The organism is Methanobrevibacter olleyae (assembly GCF_900114585.1).
Taxonomy (GTDB): domain Archaea; phylum Methanobacteriota; class Methanobacteria; order Methanobacteriales; family Methanobacteriaceae; genus Methanobrevibacter; species Methanobrevibacter olleyae.
Window position 1 is genome coordinate 69,533 of sequence record NZ_FOTL01000001.1, and the last position, 19,466, is coordinate 88,998.

22 protein-coding genes are annotated in these 19,466 nt (G+C 26.6%); 6 read left to right on the plus strand and 16 right to left on the minus strand.

The window, feature by feature from the left end; translation table 11 throughout:
* Positions 1-2: 2 nt before the first annotated feature.
* The 5 genes from mcrC to BM020_RS00310 all read right to left on the minus strand — a co-directional run bounded on the left by mcrC (position 3) and on the right by BM020_RS00310 (position 5,546).
* The gene (gene mcrC, locus BM020_RS00290) at positions 3-599 is read right to left on the minus strand and encodes a methyl-coenzyme M reductase I operon protein C (RefSeq protein WP_067147713.1); all 597 of its coding nucleotides are present in this window, start codon (positions 597-599) and stop codon (positions 3-5) included.
* Between the two features lie 23 nt (positions 600-622).
* Positions 623-1,078, minus strand: a complete 456-nt coding sequence (gene mcrD / locus BM020_RS00295; protein ID WP_067147716.1) for a methyl-coenzyme M reductase operon protein D — start codon at positions 1,076-1,078, stop codon at positions 623-625.
* 99 nt (positions 1,079-1,177) lie between these two features.
* Positions 1,178-2,509, minus strand: a complete 1,332-nt coding sequence (gene mcrB / locus BM020_RS00300; RefSeq protein ID WP_067147719.1) for a coenzyme-B sulfoethylthiotransferase subunit beta — start codon at positions 2,507-2,509, stop codon at positions 1,178-1,180.
* Positions 2,510-3,119: 610 nt separating this feature from the next.
* Positions 3,120-4,373 carry a methyl coenzyme M reductase-arginine methyltransferase Mmp10 gene (gene mmp10, locus BM020_RS00305; RefSeq protein ID WP_067147722.1) on the minus strand — a complete coding sequence of 418 codons (1,254 nt, stop codon included), beginning with the start codon at positions 4,371-4,373 and terminating at the stop codon, positions 3,120-3,122.
* 258 nt (positions 4,374-4,631) lie between these two features.
* A complete protein-coding gene (locus BM020_RS00310) occupies positions 4,632-5,546 on the minus strand; it encodes a methanogenesis marker 7 protein (RefSeq protein ID WP_067147724.1) in 915 nt (304 codons plus the stop codon).
* Between the two features lie 340 nt (positions 5,547-5,886).
* Here BM020_RS00310 and BM020_RS00315 point away from each other — a divergent pair, with 340 nt between their 5' ends.
* Complete coding sequence (locus BM020_RS00315) at positions 5,887-6,255, plus strand: hypothetical protein (protein WP_067147726.1); 369 nt, start codon at positions 5,887-5,889, stop codon at positions 6,253-6,255.
* Positions 6,256-6,315: 60 nt separating this feature from the next.
* Here BM020_RS00315 and BM020_RS00320 read toward each other — a convergent pair whose 3' ends face one another.
* The 5 genes from BM020_RS00320 to BM020_RS00335 form a co-directional block, all read right to left on the minus strand.
* Positions 6,316-7,005: a nitroreductase family protein gene (locus tag BM020_RS00320; RefSeq protein ID WP_234970487.1), complete on the minus strand. Its 690-nt coding sequence runs from the start codon at positions 7,003-7,005 to the stop codon at positions 6,316-6,318.
* Positions 6,989-7,114, minus strand: a complete 126-nt coding sequence (locus tag BM020_RS09765) for a 4Fe-4S binding protein (protein WP_234970488.1) — start codon at positions 7,112-7,114, stop codon at positions 6,989-6,991. The genes BM020_RS00320 and BM020_RS09765 overlap by 17 nt, the downstream gene beginning before the upstream one ends.
* A 116-nt stretch (positions 7,115-7,230) precedes the next feature.
* A complete protein-coding gene (locus BM020_RS00325) occupies positions 7,231-7,770 on the minus strand; it encodes a glutathione peroxidase (RefSeq protein WP_067147729.1) in 540 nt (179 codons plus the stop codon).
* 155 nt (positions 7,771-7,925) lie between these two features.
* On the minus strand, positions 7,926-8,384 hold the full coding sequence (locus BM020_RS00330; protein WP_067147732.1) for a flavodoxin family protein: 459 nt from the start codon (positions 8,382-8,384) through the stop codon (positions 7,926-7,928).
* 227 nt (positions 8,385-8,611) lie between these two features.
* On the minus strand, positions 8,612-9,742 hold the full coding sequence (locus BM020_RS00335) for a low temperature requirement protein A (protein WP_067147735.1): 1,131 nt from the start codon (positions 9,740-9,742) through the stop codon (positions 8,612-8,614).
* A 158-nt stretch (positions 9,743-9,900) separates the two neighbouring features.
* Between BM020_RS00335 and BM020_RS00340 the strand changes: the two genes are divergently transcribed.
* Positions 9,901-10,251 carry an arsenate reductase family protein gene (locus BM020_RS00340; protein WP_067147737.1) on the plus strand — a complete coding sequence of 117 codons (351 nt, stop codon included), beginning with the start codon at positions 9,901-9,903 and terminating at the stop codon, positions 10,249-10,251.
* Positions 10,252-10,452: 201 nt separating this feature from the next.
* Here the strand turns inward: BM020_RS00340 and BM020_RS00345 are convergent, their stop codons facing one another.
* The 4 genes from BM020_RS00345 to BM020_RS00355 form a co-directional block, all read right to left on the minus strand.
* On the minus strand, positions 10,453-11,655 hold the full coding sequence (locus BM020_RS00345) for a MalY/PatB family protein (RefSeq protein ID WP_067147740.1): 1,203 nt from the start codon (positions 11,653-11,655) through the stop codon (positions 10,453-10,455).
* 61 nt (positions 11,656-11,716) lie between these two features.
* A complete protein-coding gene (locus tag BM020_RS00350; protein WP_074797828.1) occupies positions 11,717-12,232 on the minus strand; it encodes a nitroreductase family protein in 516 nt (171 codons plus the stop codon).
* A 161-nt stretch (positions 12,233-12,393) separates the two neighbouring features.
* The gene (locus BM020_RS09530) at positions 12,394-12,564 is read right to left on the minus strand and encodes a hypothetical protein (protein WP_158499603.1); all 171 of its coding nucleotides are present in this window, start codon (positions 12,562-12,564) and stop codon (positions 12,394-12,396) included.
* Positions 12,565-12,589: 25 nt separating this feature from the next.
* Complete coding sequence (locus tag BM020_RS00355; RefSeq protein ID WP_067147746.1) at positions 12,590-13,429, minus strand: potassium channel family protein; 840 nt, start codon at positions 13,427-13,429, stop codon at positions 12,590-12,592.
* 273 nt (positions 13,430-13,702) lie between these two features.
* Here BM020_RS00355 and BM020_RS00360 point away from each other — a divergent pair, with 273 nt between their 5' ends.
* Complete coding sequence (locus BM020_RS00360) at positions 13,703-14,194, plus strand: DUF308 domain-containing protein (protein ID WP_067147751.1); 492 nt, start codon at positions 13,703-13,705, stop codon at positions 14,192-14,194.
* Positions 14,195-14,330: 136 nt separating this feature from the next.
* Here the strand turns inward: BM020_RS00360 and serS are convergent, their stop codons facing one another.
* Entirely contained in the window at positions 14,331-15,608 is a 1,278-nt protein-coding gene (gene serS / locus BM020_RS00365; RefSeq protein ID WP_067147754.1) for a serine--tRNA ligase, read from the minus strand.
* Between the two features lie 254 nt (positions 15,609-15,862).
* A complete protein-coding gene (locus tag BM020_RS00370) occupies positions 15,863-16,486 on the minus strand; it encodes a hypothetical protein (RefSeq protein ID WP_067147757.1) in 624 nt (207 codons plus the stop codon).
* Positions 16,487-16,778: 292 nt separating this feature from the next.
* Here BM020_RS00370 and comB point away from each other — a divergent pair, with 292 nt between their 5' ends.
* From comB to BM020_RS00385, 3 genes are all read left to right on the plus strand, one after another.
* Positions 16,779-17,531, plus strand: coding sequence for a 2-phosphosulfolactate phosphatase (gene comB, locus BM020_RS00375; protein WP_067147760.1), 753 nt, complete (start codon positions 16,779-16,781; stop codon positions 17,529-17,531).
* Between the two features lie 210 nt (positions 17,532-17,741).
* Positions 17,742-18,908, plus strand: coding sequence for a TraB/GumN family protein (locus BM020_RS00380; protein WP_067147763.1), 1,167 nt, complete (start codon positions 17,742-17,744; stop codon positions 18,906-18,908).
* 96 nt (positions 18,909-19,004) lie between these two features.
* Positions 19,005-19,265: a DUF1922 domain-containing protein gene (locus tag BM020_RS00385; RefSeq protein WP_067147767.1), complete on the plus strand. Its 261-nt coding sequence runs from the start codon at positions 19,005-19,007 to the stop codon at positions 19,263-19,265.
* The last annotated feature ends 201 nt before the right edge of the window (positions 19,266-19,466 follow it).

The window sequence follows — 19,466 nt, forward strand, 5'->3', positions numbered from 1 at the left end:
AATCATGCATCTCCTAATGTTAATCTAACTTTTCTAATAATCTCATCTAATTTCTCTTGAGAGACTGTTTGTCCTCTTATAACTCCTGAAACTATATTCATAATTTTGCCTCTAGTTTTTACCTCATCAGGCATAACTTTTGCGGTTTTAACACCAATTTTCGCAAAATCTTCAAAATCTACAGGATATTCACAAATAATTACACAAGGTTTATCTATATTACGCAAGATTAATCTTGCTTTGTATGTAATATGATTTCTTACTCCACCTAAATGAACCACAATAACTTTAAATTTTTGCATTTGTTCAACTTCTTTATCAGTTAAGCCAAAAGCATTACCTGCACCACCTGCAGGGGCATCATGTGGAACACCACTACCTGCATCTAAAATCATAGTACTGGTTAATAAGTTAGCTTCACGTAAACCAAAGGTAATCTCACAAACTGGTTTGGTAATATGTCTACGACCTGGAGACATAGCAACTGCCAAAATATCACTTCCACATTCTGCAAAAGTTCCTCTTTGAGCAATTCCTCCTCCTTCACCAAGACCTCTTGTTTCCCTACAGTCTACAACATGAGTACATCTTCCAATCATATTATCAAATACCTAAATGATATCTATTCTCCACTATCTTTTCTTAGAATAGAGACATGGTCCTTAAATTTAGAACGTTGATCAGAAATACCGATCAATTCATCAGGAATTTCTGTACTATCACCATATTTCATATTATCAGTAACTGTTCTTTGTTTCCTGATATATTGTGATTTACTAGTATTAATATCAAAACCAGTGTTAATGTGTTCACTACATATATCTCTAATTTCTTCAATACCAGTTTCTTCATATAGTTCTACAAAAATCCTACCAGTTTTTACTTTTAATTCAATTTTTTCACCATTTACCACAATGATTCTACGGTCACCATAAATGCGATCAATATCATCTTGTGGTGGGAGTCTTGGCCCTTGAATAACAGTTCTTTTAACTGAATCTAAAGATTCTAAATCATTTAATAATTTTTCAGTTGTATCTGTTCCTAAAATTCTATGTGGAAATATTTCAATATCCATTATTAAACCTCAACGAAATCCAAATTAAACTTTTAATTTGAATAACCTTAAATGTGATAGTAAATTAGATTTTAATTAATTAAACAATTAATTCGATAATTAGATGTCACCTTTTATATCAGCAGCTGCTAAAGCAACATATTTGAGTGGTTCTCTGAATTCATCAATCTCACTGTAAATCTCTTTAATTAATCCAGAAGTAGCTTCTGGAGAGAAGAGTTGGGTACCAGCATCTAATGCCATACCTGCAGCTACACAAGGAATAGTAAATCCTTTACTGTGTCTGGTTACTACGTGGTTACCGTTGAATAAACCAGGACCTCCTCCACCATAGATAGAGTGAGAGAAGAAAGAGAATCCAACAGCTACACCTTCTGCTCTACCAAAGTCAATACCTGGTAAACCAGTAGCGAATTCAATGTTGTCATTGAAGTAAAGAATAGTAGATGGAATACCTTGAGCAGCTCTTGCTGCACCTACGTTAACCATTACAGCAGCAGTACAACCAGCAGCAGCATATGCATTCCATTTAGCTGTGTCATTAGTTGCATACATGTTGAAATCGGTTAATTCTTTTTCGACAGCAATTACATCATCTGCTTCAGCTTTAGCAATGGTATCTTGTACAATAGAACCTACAGTTCCATCTTTTGCATTGTCTTGTACTAAACCTAATACCATGTTGTCTGCATTTAATCCTTGATAAGCTAAACCTAATAAGTGCATTCTTTCGAAAGCACCTACTGCATCACCCATTTCAAACATAGCAGTTTGTTCGAAAATACTTGCAAGTGCAGTAGCTTGTAAAGTATTTTTCAAAGTAGCAGCAACGAAGTCGTTTGCTTTAATGTTTCTTAAAGAGTAACCAGGACCTTCTAATTTTTGTGGAATGTCTAACATGGTTTTTATGTTAGATCCCATATATTCTACAGATTGTGGGTATCTTCCTAATATTGCAGCTTTAACCATATTTGCATCGTACATATCTACATCAAACTCGTTAATAATAGCTTGAGTTAATGCAGTAGCAGTAGCTAAAGTAGCAACAGAATATTCTGCTGAAGAATCTAATCTGATAGTTGGAATTTGAACTAAAATTCTTTTTCCACCAGAAAGTACTTGAGATACAGTGTCATCGCCTTCATTTACTTGAAGCATTTCTTTTACAGAAGCAGCAATAGAATCTGCTTGACCAACAACATCAAGATCTATTTCTCTTCCTAAGATTTTAGATTTTGCTCCACCAACGGAAGCAGTTTTTAAAGATTTCTCGATACCTTCTAAGTTTACAGCTACAGTTCTTTTTACACCGCTAATAATATCTTTAATAGCAGGATTACGTAACGGACTTAGAGCCTCGATTGGTACATCAGCTTCCACTAATGAACCTCTATCGTCGTATAAATCGACTTTATCATCAAACTTTGCCAATTTTTTCCCTCCTAATTAATAGAGTTTAATATACCACCCAATAAAAACTTTTTTAGTAATTATTGAGTAAGCTATCAAGCAAAATTTTTTGCAATAGCCAGCTATTTGGTATACGAATATATTTTTATTTAAAATATAATATAAACATTCGTTTAAGGATTAAATAGAAACATTTATAAGTAATAAAATATTTTAATTTATTTATTATATAATATCTAAAAAGTAATACTTTTTTAAATTGATTAAACTAAATTAAACTAAAAAGATAAATAAAATATTGCCTAATTTAAAAAAATAAATAGAAATAAGTTTATCATTATCAAATAGCCAATAATTGATTGTTTAAAATCAAAATAAAGAAAAAAACAAAAAACCATAAAAATTTTAAATATTACTAAATTTAAAAAAAATTAATACTTTTAGTATTTAAAAAAACAGTTAATTTTTTTTTAAAAAAATAAAAATTATGCAAATTAAACAAAAGTTTTCATAAAAAGTTTAAAAAAATAGAATAATAAAATTAGATAATTTTGAAAAATTAAAATTAAAAAAATAAAGATAATTAAAAAATTAAAAAAAGTAAATATAATTGAAAAATTAAAAAAATAAATTAAAAAGCTTTTTTCATTCCAAAGAAGTTTATAGCATGTATAAGATCTATAAATGATTCAAGTTCAGATTCAATAACATCTTCTTCACTCATACCACTACTTAATTCACCATCAACACTTAAAGTATCAGGACCATAAGCTATAAAGCGACTTACACCATCTTCACTCAAGATTCTTTCAGCATCCAATTGATGAATAAAAGCTCTTCCTGGAAGAATAACAGTTTCTTTAACATCCTCTAAATCTAAAACTTCTAAGTCTTGCTTTGTCATTAAACATGCAATATCTTTCTTTGTTGGGAGAACATTAACATTATCTGGAGCAATTTTATTGAAAATCTTTTTTAAGAAAGGAGCTGCAATTTTAGAAGTTAAAATTGTTGCCTCACCAGTAACTTGAGGTAAAATCCCTAAAAATTCTTCATATTCATCTTTTGCTAATATAAACGGTGCCCCAATAGTCGGATCTGATAAAGGTGTACCTGTAACTCTAAGATTATATTCAGAATTAATTTCTTTAACAAGTTCCTCAAATTCAAGTGGTTCATGAGGAATAATTCCCTCAACAACAGGTTCATTACCTAAAATCAATCCTTGATCATAGCTATTTGCAAAACGCATCATCATTAAAGCTTTTGCACCCCACTCTTCTAATTTTTCACAGGTATTTTGTAAAGCTGCACCGTCATTGACCCCTGGAATAATTACTGCTGCAGCATGTAAATCTGCACCTTCTGCAAAAAGTTGGGCGGCTTTAAGAGATTCTTCAGGACTTGGATCTAGCATCCATTCTTTTCTAAGCTTTGCATCTGCTGCAAAAATAGTATAAGTAACCTCATCTACTCCCTGATTTAAAAATTGGGTAGCTATATCTCCATCATCAATTCCTTTTCCACTTGTATAACCTAAGTGAATTGGTAATTGCCATTGATATAAATTAGAAATCAATTCTTCAAGGTAAGGGTAACAACTAACATCCCCTCCACCACTGATGTTAACTTTAAGCTTGGCATCTCTTATAGGGTTCATCATCAGGGTCATTTGAACTTCATTTAAAACAGCAAATGGTTGTTGGAATTCCTTTCCTGACTCTTGAACTCCTTCTAAACATCTTTGGCATCCAACATTATTAGGTGGGCAATGCTGACATCCAAGAGCTTCTGTTAAAGGTTTTACTTTTCTAAAGTAGCAAAACTTACAAAAACCTCTACAATCTTTTCCAGGAGTTCCACCAAGGTCTGCTATAACTTGCATTCTTACACTTCACAACACTTAGATACTTTAAAGTTTACAATAACCTGCATTTACACTTCACAACATAGATAGTTTAAAGTTTACAATAAAAAAATTACTCAATTAAAGCAATTGATATAACTTAAACAAAAGCTTAAACAAAGCATATTATATATAGTGACTTTTATAACATGAAAAAATGAAATAAAATTGAAAAAATTTTAAAAATAATATGATTAAAAAAATAAAATCTAGACTAATGAAATTAATATTATTAAATTAGTCAACTAATGAACTTTCAGTTAAAAGTTCTACAAGAATATAATCATAAAAATGAGATTTTTTAATATCTGCGATTTCTTTTAATTTTTGCTCTCCAATCATTACATTTTCAATTTCTTCATGATATTTATCATAATCTAATTTTACTCTTAAACCACTAAGTTGGCTTGTTACAGGAGTTGGAGAAATGACTTCTTTAATAGCTGGAACTTGACTTTCAATTTCATTTTTAACTAAAATTGAAGGTGCAATTGGAGGATCTTGAGCAAGCTCTTTTTTACGTTTTTCTAAAAGATCTTCAACAGTTTCAACTAATTTTTTCAATGCCCTTATATTTTCTCCTCTTTTTAATCTACGAGGGATTCTACCTAATCCTGAAACATAAGCATCTACACCAGGCAATTCTTCTAAATCAATTTCAGGAGCTCCAGTAACAATTACTGGAATATCAATATCATTATAAAGATAAGCTTTATCAACGATACATTGTTTAAAACTACCTAATGCAAAAATAGCTATATCATGTTCTTCGATTAAGTATTTTTCTTCTTGAGAAATACCCGCAGTTCCTTTACCATGACCACGAGCTAAACCAACCATATTATCTTTTGCACCATAACGTCTAAGGTATTCAGAAATATCACAAGCTGCATGAGGAAGGTGATGTCTTGCAAGAGTTGGTGAAACAATAGCTATTTCAGAACCTGCCATAGGTGCAATAGAAATTTCACCTAAAAGTTCTTTAGCTTTAGCCTTAATAATATCTACATCATCAATAGGAATTGCCATATTTAAAACAAGTTCCATTTGCAATATATTGGATTGAAGAACAAAACCTCCTAAGTCTTCAATCAGCTCTCTCATTTCCTCACTTTTGTGAATTCCACCAGTGTAGGTTAATGTTTCATACATAATTGCATCACCTTAAAAATCATATAATAATCAATCTATTTTATTTATTAGTTAAATTCATTCTATTTTAAATAATTAAAATCTAAAAAATTACGATTTTAAAATATCTTGATTTAATATATTTTCTTATTCTATTATATAATTTATTATTTTTACCATGAAAAATTTTATATCCTACAAATAAAAATAAAATCATATAAAATAAATTTTTTAAAAAAAATGGAGTTTAAAAATAAAAACTTATTATTAATTTATAAATAAGCTAATTAAAAATAAACTTAAGCTATAAAATTTTACAGTTTCTAAAAAATAACTACTATTTTTAACAATAGGTGACATTATGGTTGAATTAGATAGGGATGAATTATACAAAGAATTAGAAGAGATGGAAAATGATTTAAGACTTTATCCAATTGAAGAAGGATTAGAAGATGATATAATTGATTTTATTAATGAAAAAGAATTAAATGAGAATGAAAAATGGGATTTGAATAATAGGCTTGAAGATTTCTTCTATGGTGCTAAACTTAAATGCAGAAAACCTACTTATTTCTTTACAGATGGATTTGAGTTTTATGTTACTGAAATTTATATAGACTTTAGAATTTTAGAACATATTAAAAAATCATTTCCTAAATTTAATCAATTATCAATCTCATCTGAAATAGAAGCAGGGTTTTCAACTTTATCTGTTAAATTAACATTATAAAAAAAATCTTTCAGAACCCCCATTATCTATTAATTGTTTTTTAATTAAAACTTATAATAATCACTTAAAATAAACATCTATCTTTTTATGAGGAACTGTTCTTCTATATCTTACCCTTGGATAACCTATTACAAAAGCAGAATACATGTGTTTATCTGAATCTATTTCTGGGAAAAATTCCATTAATTTGTCATGATTTATTTCATCTGCTTTAAGAGTGAATAAAGAATAAAACCCTCCAAGACCCATGGTATAAGCTAATAACTCTAGCCTTGTATTTGCAATTAATGCATTAGCTTGACTTTTAGAAAATGATAAAATCATTTGATGGCCTTCCCAAAGAAGTGGGTGCTTTTTATTATCACATTTCCCTCTAAGATATTCTCCAAATTGTTTTATCCTAAAGAACTTATCTTCTTCAGCACTGATTATATCATAAACTAAATGCATAAAATCATCTAATTTTTCATCAAGTACAACAAATTCAACATCTTGAGCATTTTGAGCACTTGGGCTGTAATAGGCAGCTTCAAATAACTTACCAAAGGTTTTTTTATCTATTTTTTTCTTTTTAAACCAACGAATGCTTCTACGTTGTTTTAAAAACTGTAAAAAATCCTCAGAGTTTACTGGAATTTCACAAGGATCATAATCTTCAACAGGATTAGATTGATCTTTAAATACATTAAGGGAAATACTTTCAGTTGGACAAATAGCTAAACAATGCCCACAATCAAAACAATCCCCCATTATCTACTTCCACCGCCTTTTTATCAATTACTTGAATATTATCTCTAATACAAACCATTTCACATAGTTTACAAGCAATACAAGTTTCATTATTAATTTTTAATTTCATTAAATCACTTAATTAATAATTTTAAAATAAGCACATATAAATAAAATAAAATAAAAAAAAGTAGAAAAAACATTAAAAAATCATTTTACTATAAATAAATTAAAATTTATAGATAATTATAATAATCCTTCAATTCTTGCTTTAACATCATTTAAGCTTTCAGTTGGTTCGAATCTTTCTACAACATTACCCTCACGGTCAACTAAAAATTTAGTGAAATTCCATTTAATATCATTGTTGTCTTTATAATGTTTATCCATCATTTTAACAACCATTTTTAATTTTCTAGCACCATCACCTGTAATATCTACAAAGGGTTGCTTTTCTTTAAGGAAAGTATATAAAGGATCTTCATTTTCACCATTTACATCAATTTTTTCAAATATTGGATACTGTACTAAGAAAGTTGCCCTACAAGTTTCTGCAATTTCTTCTCCAGTTCCAGGAGCTTGCTTACCAAACTGATTACATGGAAAATCTAAAATAGTGAATCCATCATCTTTAAATTTATTATAAATTTCAGTTAATTCATTATATTGTGGAGTAAAACCACATTTAGTAGCTGAATTAACAATTAATAAAACTTGTCCTTCATATTCTTTAAGAGATACCATATTTCCATTAATGTCTTTAACTTCAAAATCATAAATTGACATGTTTTCACCTTTAATTTTTATCAATTAAAATCTGTAATAAATCTTTAATAAATCTGTAAAAATTATATTAAATAAAAATCTGCAAATATAAATAAGTTATTAAAAAATAAACCAAAAAATAATTTAATTAACCAAATAAGAACAATTAATCAAATCTATTCTATAAATGAAGCTAAATCTTCTTTAAATTCATCATGTTTAACTTGTTTTGCAGTAAGTGCTAATGTTTTTAAAGGAGCTTTACCAACACATTTTTCTAATTGTGCAAATGCGCCTTCGAATCCACTTCCACCTGCAGTTACAAAGAACTTTACATTATTAAATTTACCTTCATTTTGTTTAATATAGGAAATCATAGGGTTAGCAGCTTTTCCAACCCAAACTGGAACGCCTAAATAAACTAAATCATAATCTGCAGGATTATAATTTAATGGTTCTAAATCAATAATCTTTTCTGAAATAGCGTCTTTTCCACCACGAGCAAAGCCTATTTTACCTCCATATTTTACTTTTGAAACTATCTCTTCAACATTCGCACCCGTTTCATTTGCAATAGCTTCTGCTAATTTTTTTGTAACATCTGTTCTTGAGTAATAAGCAACTAAAATATTCACAATATCACCAATTTAAAAAACTATTTTCTAAATCTAAACTACATTATTTTCTAAATTTAAACTACAATTAAATTTTAAAAATAAATTATTATATGAATTATTTTAATCTAAATGAATATTAATAATTTTCTTTACTTAATCAACTTAACACTCTAATTAAGCTAATAATTTTTTAACTTAAAACTAAGTTAGTTAATTAATAAAAATTTAAAATAAACAGCTATTAGTTAATTAATCAATTTATTCTTTAAAGACTTTTGATACTTATCTAATAATATCTCAAAATTGCCAAAAGTAATAATTAATGCACCAATTAAAAATCCATATAAACTACCAATAAATCCTAAAATAACGAAAGAACCTATTAAAGTAACTAAAACCATTGAAAAAATGTTTTTTCTAGTTAATTTTATACCTTCATAATAATACTCTTTATTAGCCATAATTGATAGATAGAATACAATTAATGAAATAATCAACATTAAACTTGGTATCCAATAATTAATTTCGCCACTATGAATCAACTCAAAAGCAACAGTAACCAAATTAATACTTATTACAATAAAATAATGACTAAACATTAATCTTAAACTTCTTTCTTCTCTATGATGATTAACTAAATCATGTATTTGAACTACATAAGATCCAAACATAGTTATAATTATCAAAAATACTAATATTGGAACCAAATCAAAACTACGTACTTCAAAAAAGTGAGTCATTCCTACAATAGCTTCTCCAAATGTAATAATAGTTAATAATTCAAAACGTTCTGCTAAATGAGGGAAGCTGATAATAGATTTATCAAAGTTACCCCTAATAAAAAATGGTAAAAATGCTCCTGTTAAAATTGCAAGTACATTTAACCAAATAACAAAATCCATATATCCAAATATAATTGCTAAAGAGGATATTAAATAAATAATACATACAACAAGTAAAATTTTAATTGAGTTGCCTGAAGCTCCATTAAATGATTTCTCTTTATTAGCATGAACTGAATATAAAAATACAACTGTAAATAACATTATTAGCATTGAAATATTAAACGCAACCGCTAAATAATTATTCCAAGTTGCAGAAATAGTATTTGCCATATAAATTACTGCAATCATATTTATAATTGCAACTATATATTCATACCACTTCCACTGGCCATAACGATTTACATAGTTAGTAAAGTATAACCATGCTTGTAAAATTACAAATGAAGTGATAATGTAGTTAAATAGACTAAATGGAGGAATTTCACCATTAACTGGTATATTTATAATGGATGTTAATCTTGAAATTGCATATACAAATATTAAATCATAAAATAATTCAATTAATGCTACTTGTTTTTCTTTAACTGGCAAATTATCACTTAAATTTTTTTATTTAAAAACTATTGTTATTTAAAAACTATTGTTAATACTTTTTTAATTTTTAATATATAAAAAATTAATTATATAAAGTATAAAAATTAAAGAATAAATTAGTTATACATTAATAACAATTTAAAAGAGGTTTAAAAATGTTATTTATATATTATCCAAGATGTAGTACATGTAGAAAAGCAAAAAAATGGTTAGATGAAAATGGATTTGAATATAAAAAGCAAGATATCGTTGAAGACAATCCAAATTATAACCAATTAAAAGCATTATATGAGAAAAGTGGATTACCATTAAAAAGGTTCTTCAATACTAGCGGTAAAATCTATAGAGAAATGGAATTAAAAGACAAATTAGCTGAAATGAATGAAGAAGAACAATTGAATCTTTTAGCTACTGACGGTATGCTTGTAAAACGTCCAATAATAGAGACTGAATCTATAGTGCTTACTGGATTTAGGCAAAAAGAGTGGGAAGAGAAATTAAAATAATATTCCCCCATATTTATTTTTAACTAAAACAATAGTTCTTCCTATTTATTTTTAACTAAAACAATAGTTCTTCCTATTTATTTTTAACTAAAACAATAGTTCTTCCTATTTATTTTTAACTAAAACAATACTTCACCATATTATTTTTATTAACTAAATTCATTTTTATTTAAATCTGATTCATTAATTAATAAATAGGAATTATTTATTATTTTTACTATTTTTAAACTTAATCAGTCCTTCTTTTAATGCATTTAATCCTTCTTTCAATAGGCTTTTAGGACATGCAACATTCATTCTTAAGAAATTATCTCCATTTTGACCAAATTGAATTCCTGGAGATAAAAATAAACCAACTTCCTCTCTTAGAACTTCAGAAAAAGTATTAGAATCAGTATTAAAATCCTGATTTAATTTACTAATATCTAACCATAAAAGATAAGTTGCATTTGAAGGAACCAATTTAATTTCAGAAATATTCTCTTTTAAAAAATCATTAACAACAGTTTTATTTTCAAACAAGACTTCTTTTAGTTGACTTAACCATTCTTCACTTTGATAGGCAGCTATAGTAGCATCAACTGTAAATACATTAGGTCCTGAAAAGAAATCTTTTACAAGCTGAATTTCTAAAGTTTCATAAAACTCTTTATTTCTAGTAAAAACAACTGAACTTTGAAGGCCTGCAATATTAAAAGTCTTAGTTGGAGATAAACATGTTAAGCTATCATTAGTTAAATCATTGTCAATAGAGGCAAATGGAGTATATTGAATATCCGGATCTGTTAAATCACAATGTATTTCATCTGAAACTACTAAAACATTATATTCATTTGCTAAGATAGCTATTTTTTCCAAATCCTCTTTTTCCCATATTCTTCCAATAGGATTATGAGGATTGCACAAAAGCATTATTTTTGTTTTAGGATCAGATAGTTTTTCTTCTAAATCTTCAAAATCAATCTTATAAACAGTTTCAATATCTTCTGAATTTGGATTGTATAATAGTGGATTTTCTAAAACTTTACGGTTATTATTTTCTATAACATAAGAGAAAACATGATAAACTGGAGTTTGAATAAGTATATTATCTCCTTCACTACTAAATGCACGAATGATGCTAGTTATTGCAGGCATAACTCCACTTGCAAATAAGAGCTCATCTCTTTTCATATCAAGATTATATTTTTTCCACCAATTAATATAAGAATCAAAATAGCTATCTGTTAAAATAGAGTATCCATAAATACCATGTTCAGTTTTTTTATTAACAGCTTCATAAATTAAGGGAGCTACTTTAAAATCCATATCTGCAACCCACATAGGATAATCATCATCAAAAAAATCCCATTTAAGTGAGTTTGAGTTTTTTCTATTAATTATTGACTTAAAATCGTATTTCATAAAAATTTACCTTATACAAATAGTTTAAACTTTTTTAATAGTTATACTGAATGCCATTTAATTAATAAGTTTCATAATGAATTCTTGATGAGTCGAATTTATCCATAAACTTATTTTCCAAACCTTCAGCAGGATACCCTAATGTAATTATACAAAATGGTTTTAAATTTTCATCATTTTCTATACCAACGATTTCTGCAATTTTATCCATTCTTTCTTCTTCTGGCGCTATACCATTCCAAAGGCCACCTAAACCAAGATTAACAGCTTCAAGAAGCATATTTTCTGCTGCGGCACTCATGTCCTGTTGCCATACTAATTTATAAAAAGATCTTTCAATATTTGCAATCAAAAGAATAGCTACAGGAGCATTAGTAACACGAGGTTTAATTTCTCCAATTTTAGCTAAAGTATCCTTATTTTTAATTATGAGAAATTCCCAGGGTTCTGCACCTAATCTACTTCCAGGTGCTTGCATACCTGCCCTTAGGATTTTTTCTATTTTCTCATCTTCTACTTCTTTTGTATCATATTTTCTTATACTACGTCTTATCCTAATTACTTCATCAAAATCCATACTACCACTTAAAAGAATTATTAACTATTATTTAATATGATATAATTCTTAATAGTTTAAATAATTAATTAATAAAATTTAAAAAAAGTAGTGTAAAAGTTGTAAAAAAAAGTTCTAGAAAATAAAATATAATAAAAACTAAAACTATCATATCTTTATGATTATTTAATGCATTTTTCTGTTTGGCTTTCATTATCTATTTTTTTATTAAATAATCTCATACTACTATCTATAGAATATTTAATTTTTTCATCCTCATATTCTCTTAACTTCTTCAGTTTTGTACAAAAATTAGCATTTTCATATTCAGCTACAACTATTACAAAACACAATCCACCTTCTCAAATAATATCCTCACTAATCATTTTCTTTAATTAATTCTTTTAGTTCCGTTAATTCCTTCTTTAATTCTTCGGAATAGATATTTGATATTTCTAATTCTTGTTTAACTTCATTTAATTCTTTATTAGTTTTTTCTAATTCTCTTTCATGAAAATTTAATTTTTGGTTAATGAAGTGTAAATTTTCATCTACACTAATACCACTTTCTAATAACCTATCTGTGAAAAATGATGATATTACCCCTGTAATTGTACTGAAAACTACCACACCTGCAACAATCAAAAAAACCGAAATAAGCTTTCCTAAAGGTGTTGTAATAATATCATCCCCATAACCTACAGTAGTTAAGGTAATTATAACAAAATAAAAACTATCATAAACGCTTTTTTGTTCAGTAAAACCTAATAAAAGAGAAAAAATTAGGACTAGTACAATTACAATTACTAAAATTTTATCTATACCTGTACGTTTGATGACCTTTTCCAAACCATATTTTTTTATGATATTTACAGCTCGAAGTACTCTAATGATTCTTATTAATCTTAAAAAACGAGTGATATTAAGAAGATTAAAACTTGAACCTATTAATGTCAATGCTATTAAATCAAATGGTATTGAAGCAATTAAATCCAAAAAATGTTCTTTAGTGAATTTAAGTTTTGTATCTGATTTTAATAATCCATAGAAAAATTCAGTTAATAAAAGAGCACAAATGGTTAAATCGAAAAATTGAACATATCCTGCATATTCAATTAATTCAACACCAGGTATGGAAAGAATAATAAGAATTAAATCTATAAATATCAATATATCAAATATAATCCCTAAATCAGAAATAATTCTTTTTTTATTCATACAAACAACCCCTACTTTAAATTTGTTAAAAATTAGTCAAATAAAGGTTTATCAATATATCTATATATAGCTTTTGATTTAATATTAAAGCTTTAAAAAATAATAAATAGCTTAAAAATGAAAATAAAAGAAAATAAACTAAAATAAATAAGAATAATGAAAACTAAAATAAGATAAAATAATAAGATAAAATTTAATATAAAATTAAAGATAAAGATTTATATATATCTTAATAAATAGAATATAAACAATAAATAGGAATGAGGTAATAAAATGGAGTCAAATAAAATTTTAGCTATTATATCAATCATTATTGGTTTAATATTCATTATATTCCCAATGTTTAGTGCTAATTTAATTTCTATCCTTATTGGTGCTAGTGTATTATTATTTGGTATAGGTTTAGCGTATACTGGAATTATTTCAAAAGAAATATCAGGTGCTTTCTCATCAATTTCAGCAGTATTTGGAGTTGTAATGATTATTTTAGGGTTAGCATTTATATTCGGAACTAATGCAATTTCATTCTTAATAGGATTGCAATTTTATATAGTCGGATTTATGTTAATTGTAGCTTCTGTAATTGGATTACTTGGAGGCCCAACTGCTCAAAAAACTGGTTCTATAATAAGTTTAGTATTAGGAATAGTTATTCTATTTATTGCAGTCTTTGCAGCAAATAATCCTGTATTAATTACTATAATTTTAGGTATTGCATTAATAGCACATGGAATTTCTGCATATTTACATGCAGATGAATACTAATGAAGGATAATTATTCTTCATTTTTCTATTTTTTTAACTTTTATAAAATAACCAAAAAGAGAATAAAAAAGTAAATGAATAAATAATTATTCTTTTACAACTAAAAAGAGAATAAAAAAAATAAAAGAATCAATAATTATTCTTTTGCATCAATAATTGTTTTTCCTCCCATGTAAGGTACTAAGACCTCTGGGATTTTTATACTACCATCAGCTTGTTGATAGTTTTCTAAAATACAACAGATAGTTCTTTCAGTAGCTATCGCAGTACTGTTTAAAGTGTGTAATGTTTGAGCATCACCAGATCCAGCTCTACCCTGTCTTGTTTTAGTTTTTCTTGCTTGATAATCTTTACAGTTAGTGCAAGATACTAATTCTCTAAATGCACCAGAGCCTGGGAACCATGCTTCAAGGTCATATTTAATAGCTGCATTGTCATTTAAAGCTGAAGATACAATAGCTATAATTTGATATGGAAGAGCTAATTTTTGATAAATTCTTTCAGTAACTTCCATTAAATGATCATGTTGGTTTCTAGAGTCTTCTGGAGTTGAATAGATAAATTGTTCGATTTTTTCAAACTGATGAACTCTAAAGATTCCTAAAGTGTCTTTTCCATGAGAACCTGCTTCTTTTCTAAAACAAGTTGAAAGTGCACAGTATCTTAAGGGTAAGTCTTCAGGATTGATGATTTCATTTCTGTGAAGTGCTGCTAATGTTTGTTCTGCAGTTGCAATTAAATACATATCTTCATTTTCAACTTTGTATAAAGTTTCTTCAAACTCACCAAGTTCAGAAGTTTCAGCTGCAACATCTCCTTTTACAAAAAATGGAGTTTGCATAGGAATATAACCTTCCTCTTCAAGTTCTGCTAGGGCAAATTGAATTAAAGCTAAGTTTAAATGTAAGATATCTCTTTTTAAGTAATAGAATCTTGCACCTGCAATACTTGCTGCAGTTTCAAGGTCAGCACCATCAATTTTTTTAATTAAGTCCACATGATTCAATAATTCAAAATCATGTTCTGGAATTTCACCATAGGTTCTTACAACCAGATTATCATCTTCAGTATCTGAAATAGGAACATCATCATCAATAATATTTCCTACCCTATATCTATAATCATCTCTAAGTTTAAGATAATCTGCATTTTTAGCACTTAACTGCTTAATTTCATTTGCTACTTCTTTACTTTTAGCAATAACCTCTTCTAAATTACCTTCTTCTTTTGCTTTTTTAAATGATTTAGATAATTTATTTTTTTCTGCTCTTAAAGAGTTTAATTTCCTTTCACCTTCTCTCCATAAGGTGTCATATTCAATAACCTTCTCTGCATTTTCCATACTTCTAAATCTTTTTTTCTCAGAGTCAAATATCATTTCGGGATTTTCTCTGAATAATCTTATGTCTAACAATTTTTATTCTCCTTCTAAATGAATAAATAATTTATAATTATAATTTAATAATGATTTATAAACTTTTTATTTAATAAAAAGTTGAAAACATCCTATATAAAAATTTTTACTATAAAATATTATATTTTTCTTATTTAATAATTATTTTGATTAAATTAACTTATTTAAAGAAAAACTTTAAAGAATATTTTTATTAAATTAACTTATTTTAAGAAAAACTTTAAAAAAAATTAAAAAGATATCCTTAAATTAAACTAGATTTCATTAATCAAAAGTGAATATCTTAACTCTGCTTTTAATATTGGATCTTTAGAGATATTATTATGAGTTAATACTTTAATAAGTTTAAAATCATTAGAGTCTAAATTTTCTCTTTTTAAAACTTCTTTTTCTAAATAATCCGGATAGACTAGATAATCAAAGTCCATTTTTAAATCACTGCTTTCATCCTTATCAAATTTAAAATCAATTACAGTTGCTCCAATATCTGAAACTATGTCTTTTAAAAATTCAGAATAAACTTTAACTTTTTTATCTTTATTATTTTCTCTGATTTTATTAAATCCTTCTTCATCTAAAATAGCATATTTAATATCTTTTTCTTTATAATTATTAAAAATAGCTTCAATAGCTTCATCTTCAATAGATTTATCAATTAAATTCCTTTCTAAAAGACAACCCGATACTTTTTTAATACTTTCTTTAATTTGACTAAATGTATTTATCTTAATAGCTACCGAATACATATTTACTTTACTTTCAGAAAGTAAAATAGCTAAATCTCCCTCTTCTGTATCAGGATGTTTATTTACTTTAAATTCATTAAGTCCTGCCCATTCAACAATTTGCTTACACATTGGAGTTGTAACAACTATCATAATATTCCTCTAAAATTAGATAAAAGACAAAAGATTTCTAATACATTAAAAGATTTCTCAAATTTTTAAAAATTCATATAAAAAATATTAACACTTATTAAATATTATATATTACTAAATATAAAAATTATATTATCTAAAAATAGATTATCTAAAAAGTATATTATCTAAAGAAATATATTATCTAAAAATAGATTATCCAAAAAATATATTATCTAAATAGATTAATTAAAATAGATTAACTAAATCAATACTAAAATAGTATTTAGAATAATTTATTAGAGGCTAAAAAGTGAAAGTAAGTTTAAGTTTTGAAAAAGGTTCTTCAAAAGATCTTTCTATTGTAGTTGATGCACTTAGAGCAAGTACTACAATAACAGTTGCCCTAGATAAATTTAAAGAAATTTATCCTGCATACACACCAGAACAAGCAATAGAAATAGCTAAAGAAAAAAATTTAATCTTAGCAGGTGAAAGAAAGGGTAGGAAACTCGAAGGCTTTGAATTGGGAAATTCTCCAACTGAGATAAAACAATATGAAGCAAGTAAAGATTCGTTAGTTCTTACAACAAGTAATGGAGTAAGAATTATGGAAAATATGGAATCTGAAATCATATTAATTGGAGGATTTGTAAATGCTAAAGCATGTGCAAAACTAGCATTAGAATTAGCAACTGAAGAGATTGAACTTGTTATGGGAGGTATTAATAAAACTTTTGCAATAGAAGACTTTTTAGCTGCAGGTGAAATATTATATTGGATTCAAGAAGAGCTGAAAAACAATGCATCTGAAGATAGATTAAATAGCAATGATGAAGATTACTTTAAAGAAGAAAGTGGAATAAGTGAATATGCACTTTCAGCTATTTTAGCAAGTAGAGATAAAGAATTAGCAGATAAAATTTGTATTGAATCTAAATCAGGACGTCGTCTTACTTATTTAGGATATAAAGATGATATTACCCTATGTATTAAAAGAAATATTAGTGAAAAGGTTGGAATTTATAAAGATGGAAAAATTAGATTATATAAACCAAATAAATAATTATAATTAAAAATAATAGATTATAACTAAAATTAAAAAATTATAATTAAATTTTCATAAAATATATAAATATAATCAATCAAATTTAAATAACTGAAATAAAATTATATAAAATAAGTTAAATATTTAAAGAAAAATTTTTAAAATAAAAATAAAATTATATAAAATAAGTTAAATATTTAAAGAAAATATATCAAGAAGGATTATCTAATGATTAGAGAATATTTAAAAATTATAGGAACTGCACATGTATCTCAAAATAGTGCAAATGAGGTAAGAGAGACTATTTTAGAAGACCAACCTGATGTAGTAGCTATTGAATTAGATAGAGGACGATACATTAGATTAATGAATGAAAAAAAGGGTATTGTTGAAGATGATCAAATTCATATTACCAAAATCATTAAAGAAAACAAAGTAGGGGTTTTCTTAGTTACCAATATTCTTTCTTATATGCAAAATAAAATTGGTGATGATTTAGATATTAAACCAGGTTCTGAAATGATCAGTGCAATTGAAGCATCTGAAGAGATAGGTTGTAGAATTGCATTAATCGATAGAGATATAAATATTACTTTACAAAGAGTTTTAAATCAGATGACAACTTGGGAAAAATTAAAATTCCTGTATGGCCTTGTTTCTTCATTATTCTCATCAGATGAAGAAGAAATGGATATTGAAGAGTTAAAGGAACAATCTAACATAGACCAAGCTATGGAATACTTTAAAGAAATATCACCTGGAGCATACACTGCACTTGTAAAAGAAAGAGATGCATACCTTGCAAAAGGAATACTAGGCATTCCAGAAGATAAAGTAATAGCTGTTGTAGGTGCAGGACATAGGGAGGGAATAATTGAATATTTAAATCATCCTGAAACATTACCTCCTTATTCTGAATTAAATGATATGAATAAAAAAGGAGGAATTCCTTGGTTTAAAATTATTTTATCTTTAATCCCAATTTCATTTCTTGTGATATTTTTTCTTGCTTGGGTAAATGGAATCCAAATTGAAGAAGATATTGTGCAATTTGTAGTAATTAGTATGATAATGGGATTTATAGGTTCTATTTTATCCGGCTCCAAAATTCAATCTGCAATCATTGGAGGATTAGTAGCTCCACTCACTATTATTCATCCATTACTTGCTGCAGGATGGTTTTCAGGGCTTGCAGAAGCAAAATTTAGAAAAGTTAGAAAAAGTGATATCAGTAATTTAGGTAAAATTGAAAGTTTAAGAGATTTATGGAGTAATAATATCATTAGAATTTTACTTGTGGTTGTTGGAACTAATTTAGGAGTTAGTATAGCAACTTTAATTATATTACCATCACAGGTATTTATTCCATTGTTTATGAAAATATTCGGAGGATAAATATCTTAAAAATATTTGGAGGATAAATATCTTAAAAATATTTGGATGATAAATATCTTAAAAATAAATAAAAAAATTATTTTTGGAGGCTAATGAATGTATTTAATATTTAGATGCGACTGTGGAAGAGTACTTTATGCTAAAAAAGGAGTAGCTACAAGAAAATGTACTTGTGGAAAAACAATTAAAGTAAAGAGTCGTAGAATCCTTCAAAAAGTAGAAACTGCAGAAGATGCATCTTATGCTGTGCAAAAAATGCAAGAAGAAATTTATGGTAGCACTAGCTTTAGAACTGCAGATGAAGTTAAAAATAATAAGTTTTTTAAACAAATAGATAGAAAAATAAAAAAATTATAATTAATTTAAAAATTAAAATAAAGTTAAAGTTTATAATAATCTGTAAAAAAATAACAAAATCATTATAAAGTTATAAAAATAATCTAAGTTAATTACTTAAAAAACATTAAATTTATAAATATAATTAATAAATATCATATTGCTTATTATAAATTATAAATTTTAAGAAATATAAATTATAAATTTTAAGAAATATAAATT

Coding starts and splice junctions, on each gene's coding strand:
- mcrC (WP_067147713.1), bottom strand. CDS start 599: ATGATTGGAAGATGTACTCATGTTGTAGACTGTAGGGAAACAAGAGGT.
- mcrD (WP_067147716.1), bottom strand. CDS start 1,078: ATGGATATTGAAATATTTCCACATAGAATTTTAGGAACAGATACAACT.
- mmp10 (WP_067147722.1), bottom strand. CDS start 4,373: ATGCAAGTTATAGCAGACCTTGGTGGAACTCCTGGAAAAGATTGTAGA.
- BM020_RS00310 (WP_067147724.1), bottom strand. CDS start 5,546: ATGTATGAAACATTAACCTACACTGGTGGAATTCACAAAAGTGAGGAA.
- BM020_RS00315 (WP_067147726.1), top strand. CDS start 5,887: ATGGTTGAATTAGATAGGGATGAATTATACAAAGAATTAGAAGAGATG.
- BM020_RS00320 (WP_234970487.1), bottom strand. CDS start 7,005: ATGGGGGATTGTTTTGATTGTGGGCATTGTTTAGCTATTTGTCCAACT.
- BM020_RS09765 (WP_234970488.1), bottom strand. CDS start 7,114: ATGAAATTAAAAATTAATAATGAAACTTGTATTGCTTGTAAACTATGT.
- BM020_RS00325 (WP_067147729.1), bottom strand. CDS start 7,770: ATGTCAATTTATGATTTTGAAGTTAAAGACATTAATGGAAATATGGTA.
- BM020_RS00340 (WP_067147737.1), top strand. CDS start 9,901: ATGTTATTTATATATTATCCAAGATGTAGTACATGTAGAAAAGCAAAA.
- BM020_RS00345 (WP_067147740.1), bottom strand. CDS start 11,655: ATGAAATACGATTTTAAGTCAATAATTAATAGAAAAAACTCAAACTCA.
- BM020_RS00350 (WP_074797828.1), bottom strand. CDS start 12,232: ATGGATTTTGATGAAGTAATTAGGATAAGACGTAGTATAAGAAAATAT.
- BM020_RS00355 (WP_067147746.1), bottom strand. CDS start 13,429: ATGAATAAAAAAAGAATTATTTCTGATTTAGGGATTATATTTGATATA.
- BM020_RS00360 (WP_067147751.1), top strand. CDS start 13,703: ATGGAGTCAAATAAAATTTTAGCTATTATATCAATCATTATTGGTTTA.
- BM020_RS00370 (WP_067147757.1), bottom strand. CDS start 16,486: ATGATAGTTGTTACAACTCCAATGTGTAAGCAAATTGTTGAATGGGCA.
- BM020_RS00380 (WP_067147763.1), top strand. CDS start 17,742: ATGATTAGAGAATATTTAAAAATTATAGGAACTGCACATGTATCTCAA.
- BM020_RS00385 (WP_067147767.1), top strand. CDS start 19,005: ATGTATTTAATATTTAGATGCGACTGTGGAAGAGTACTTTATGCTAAA.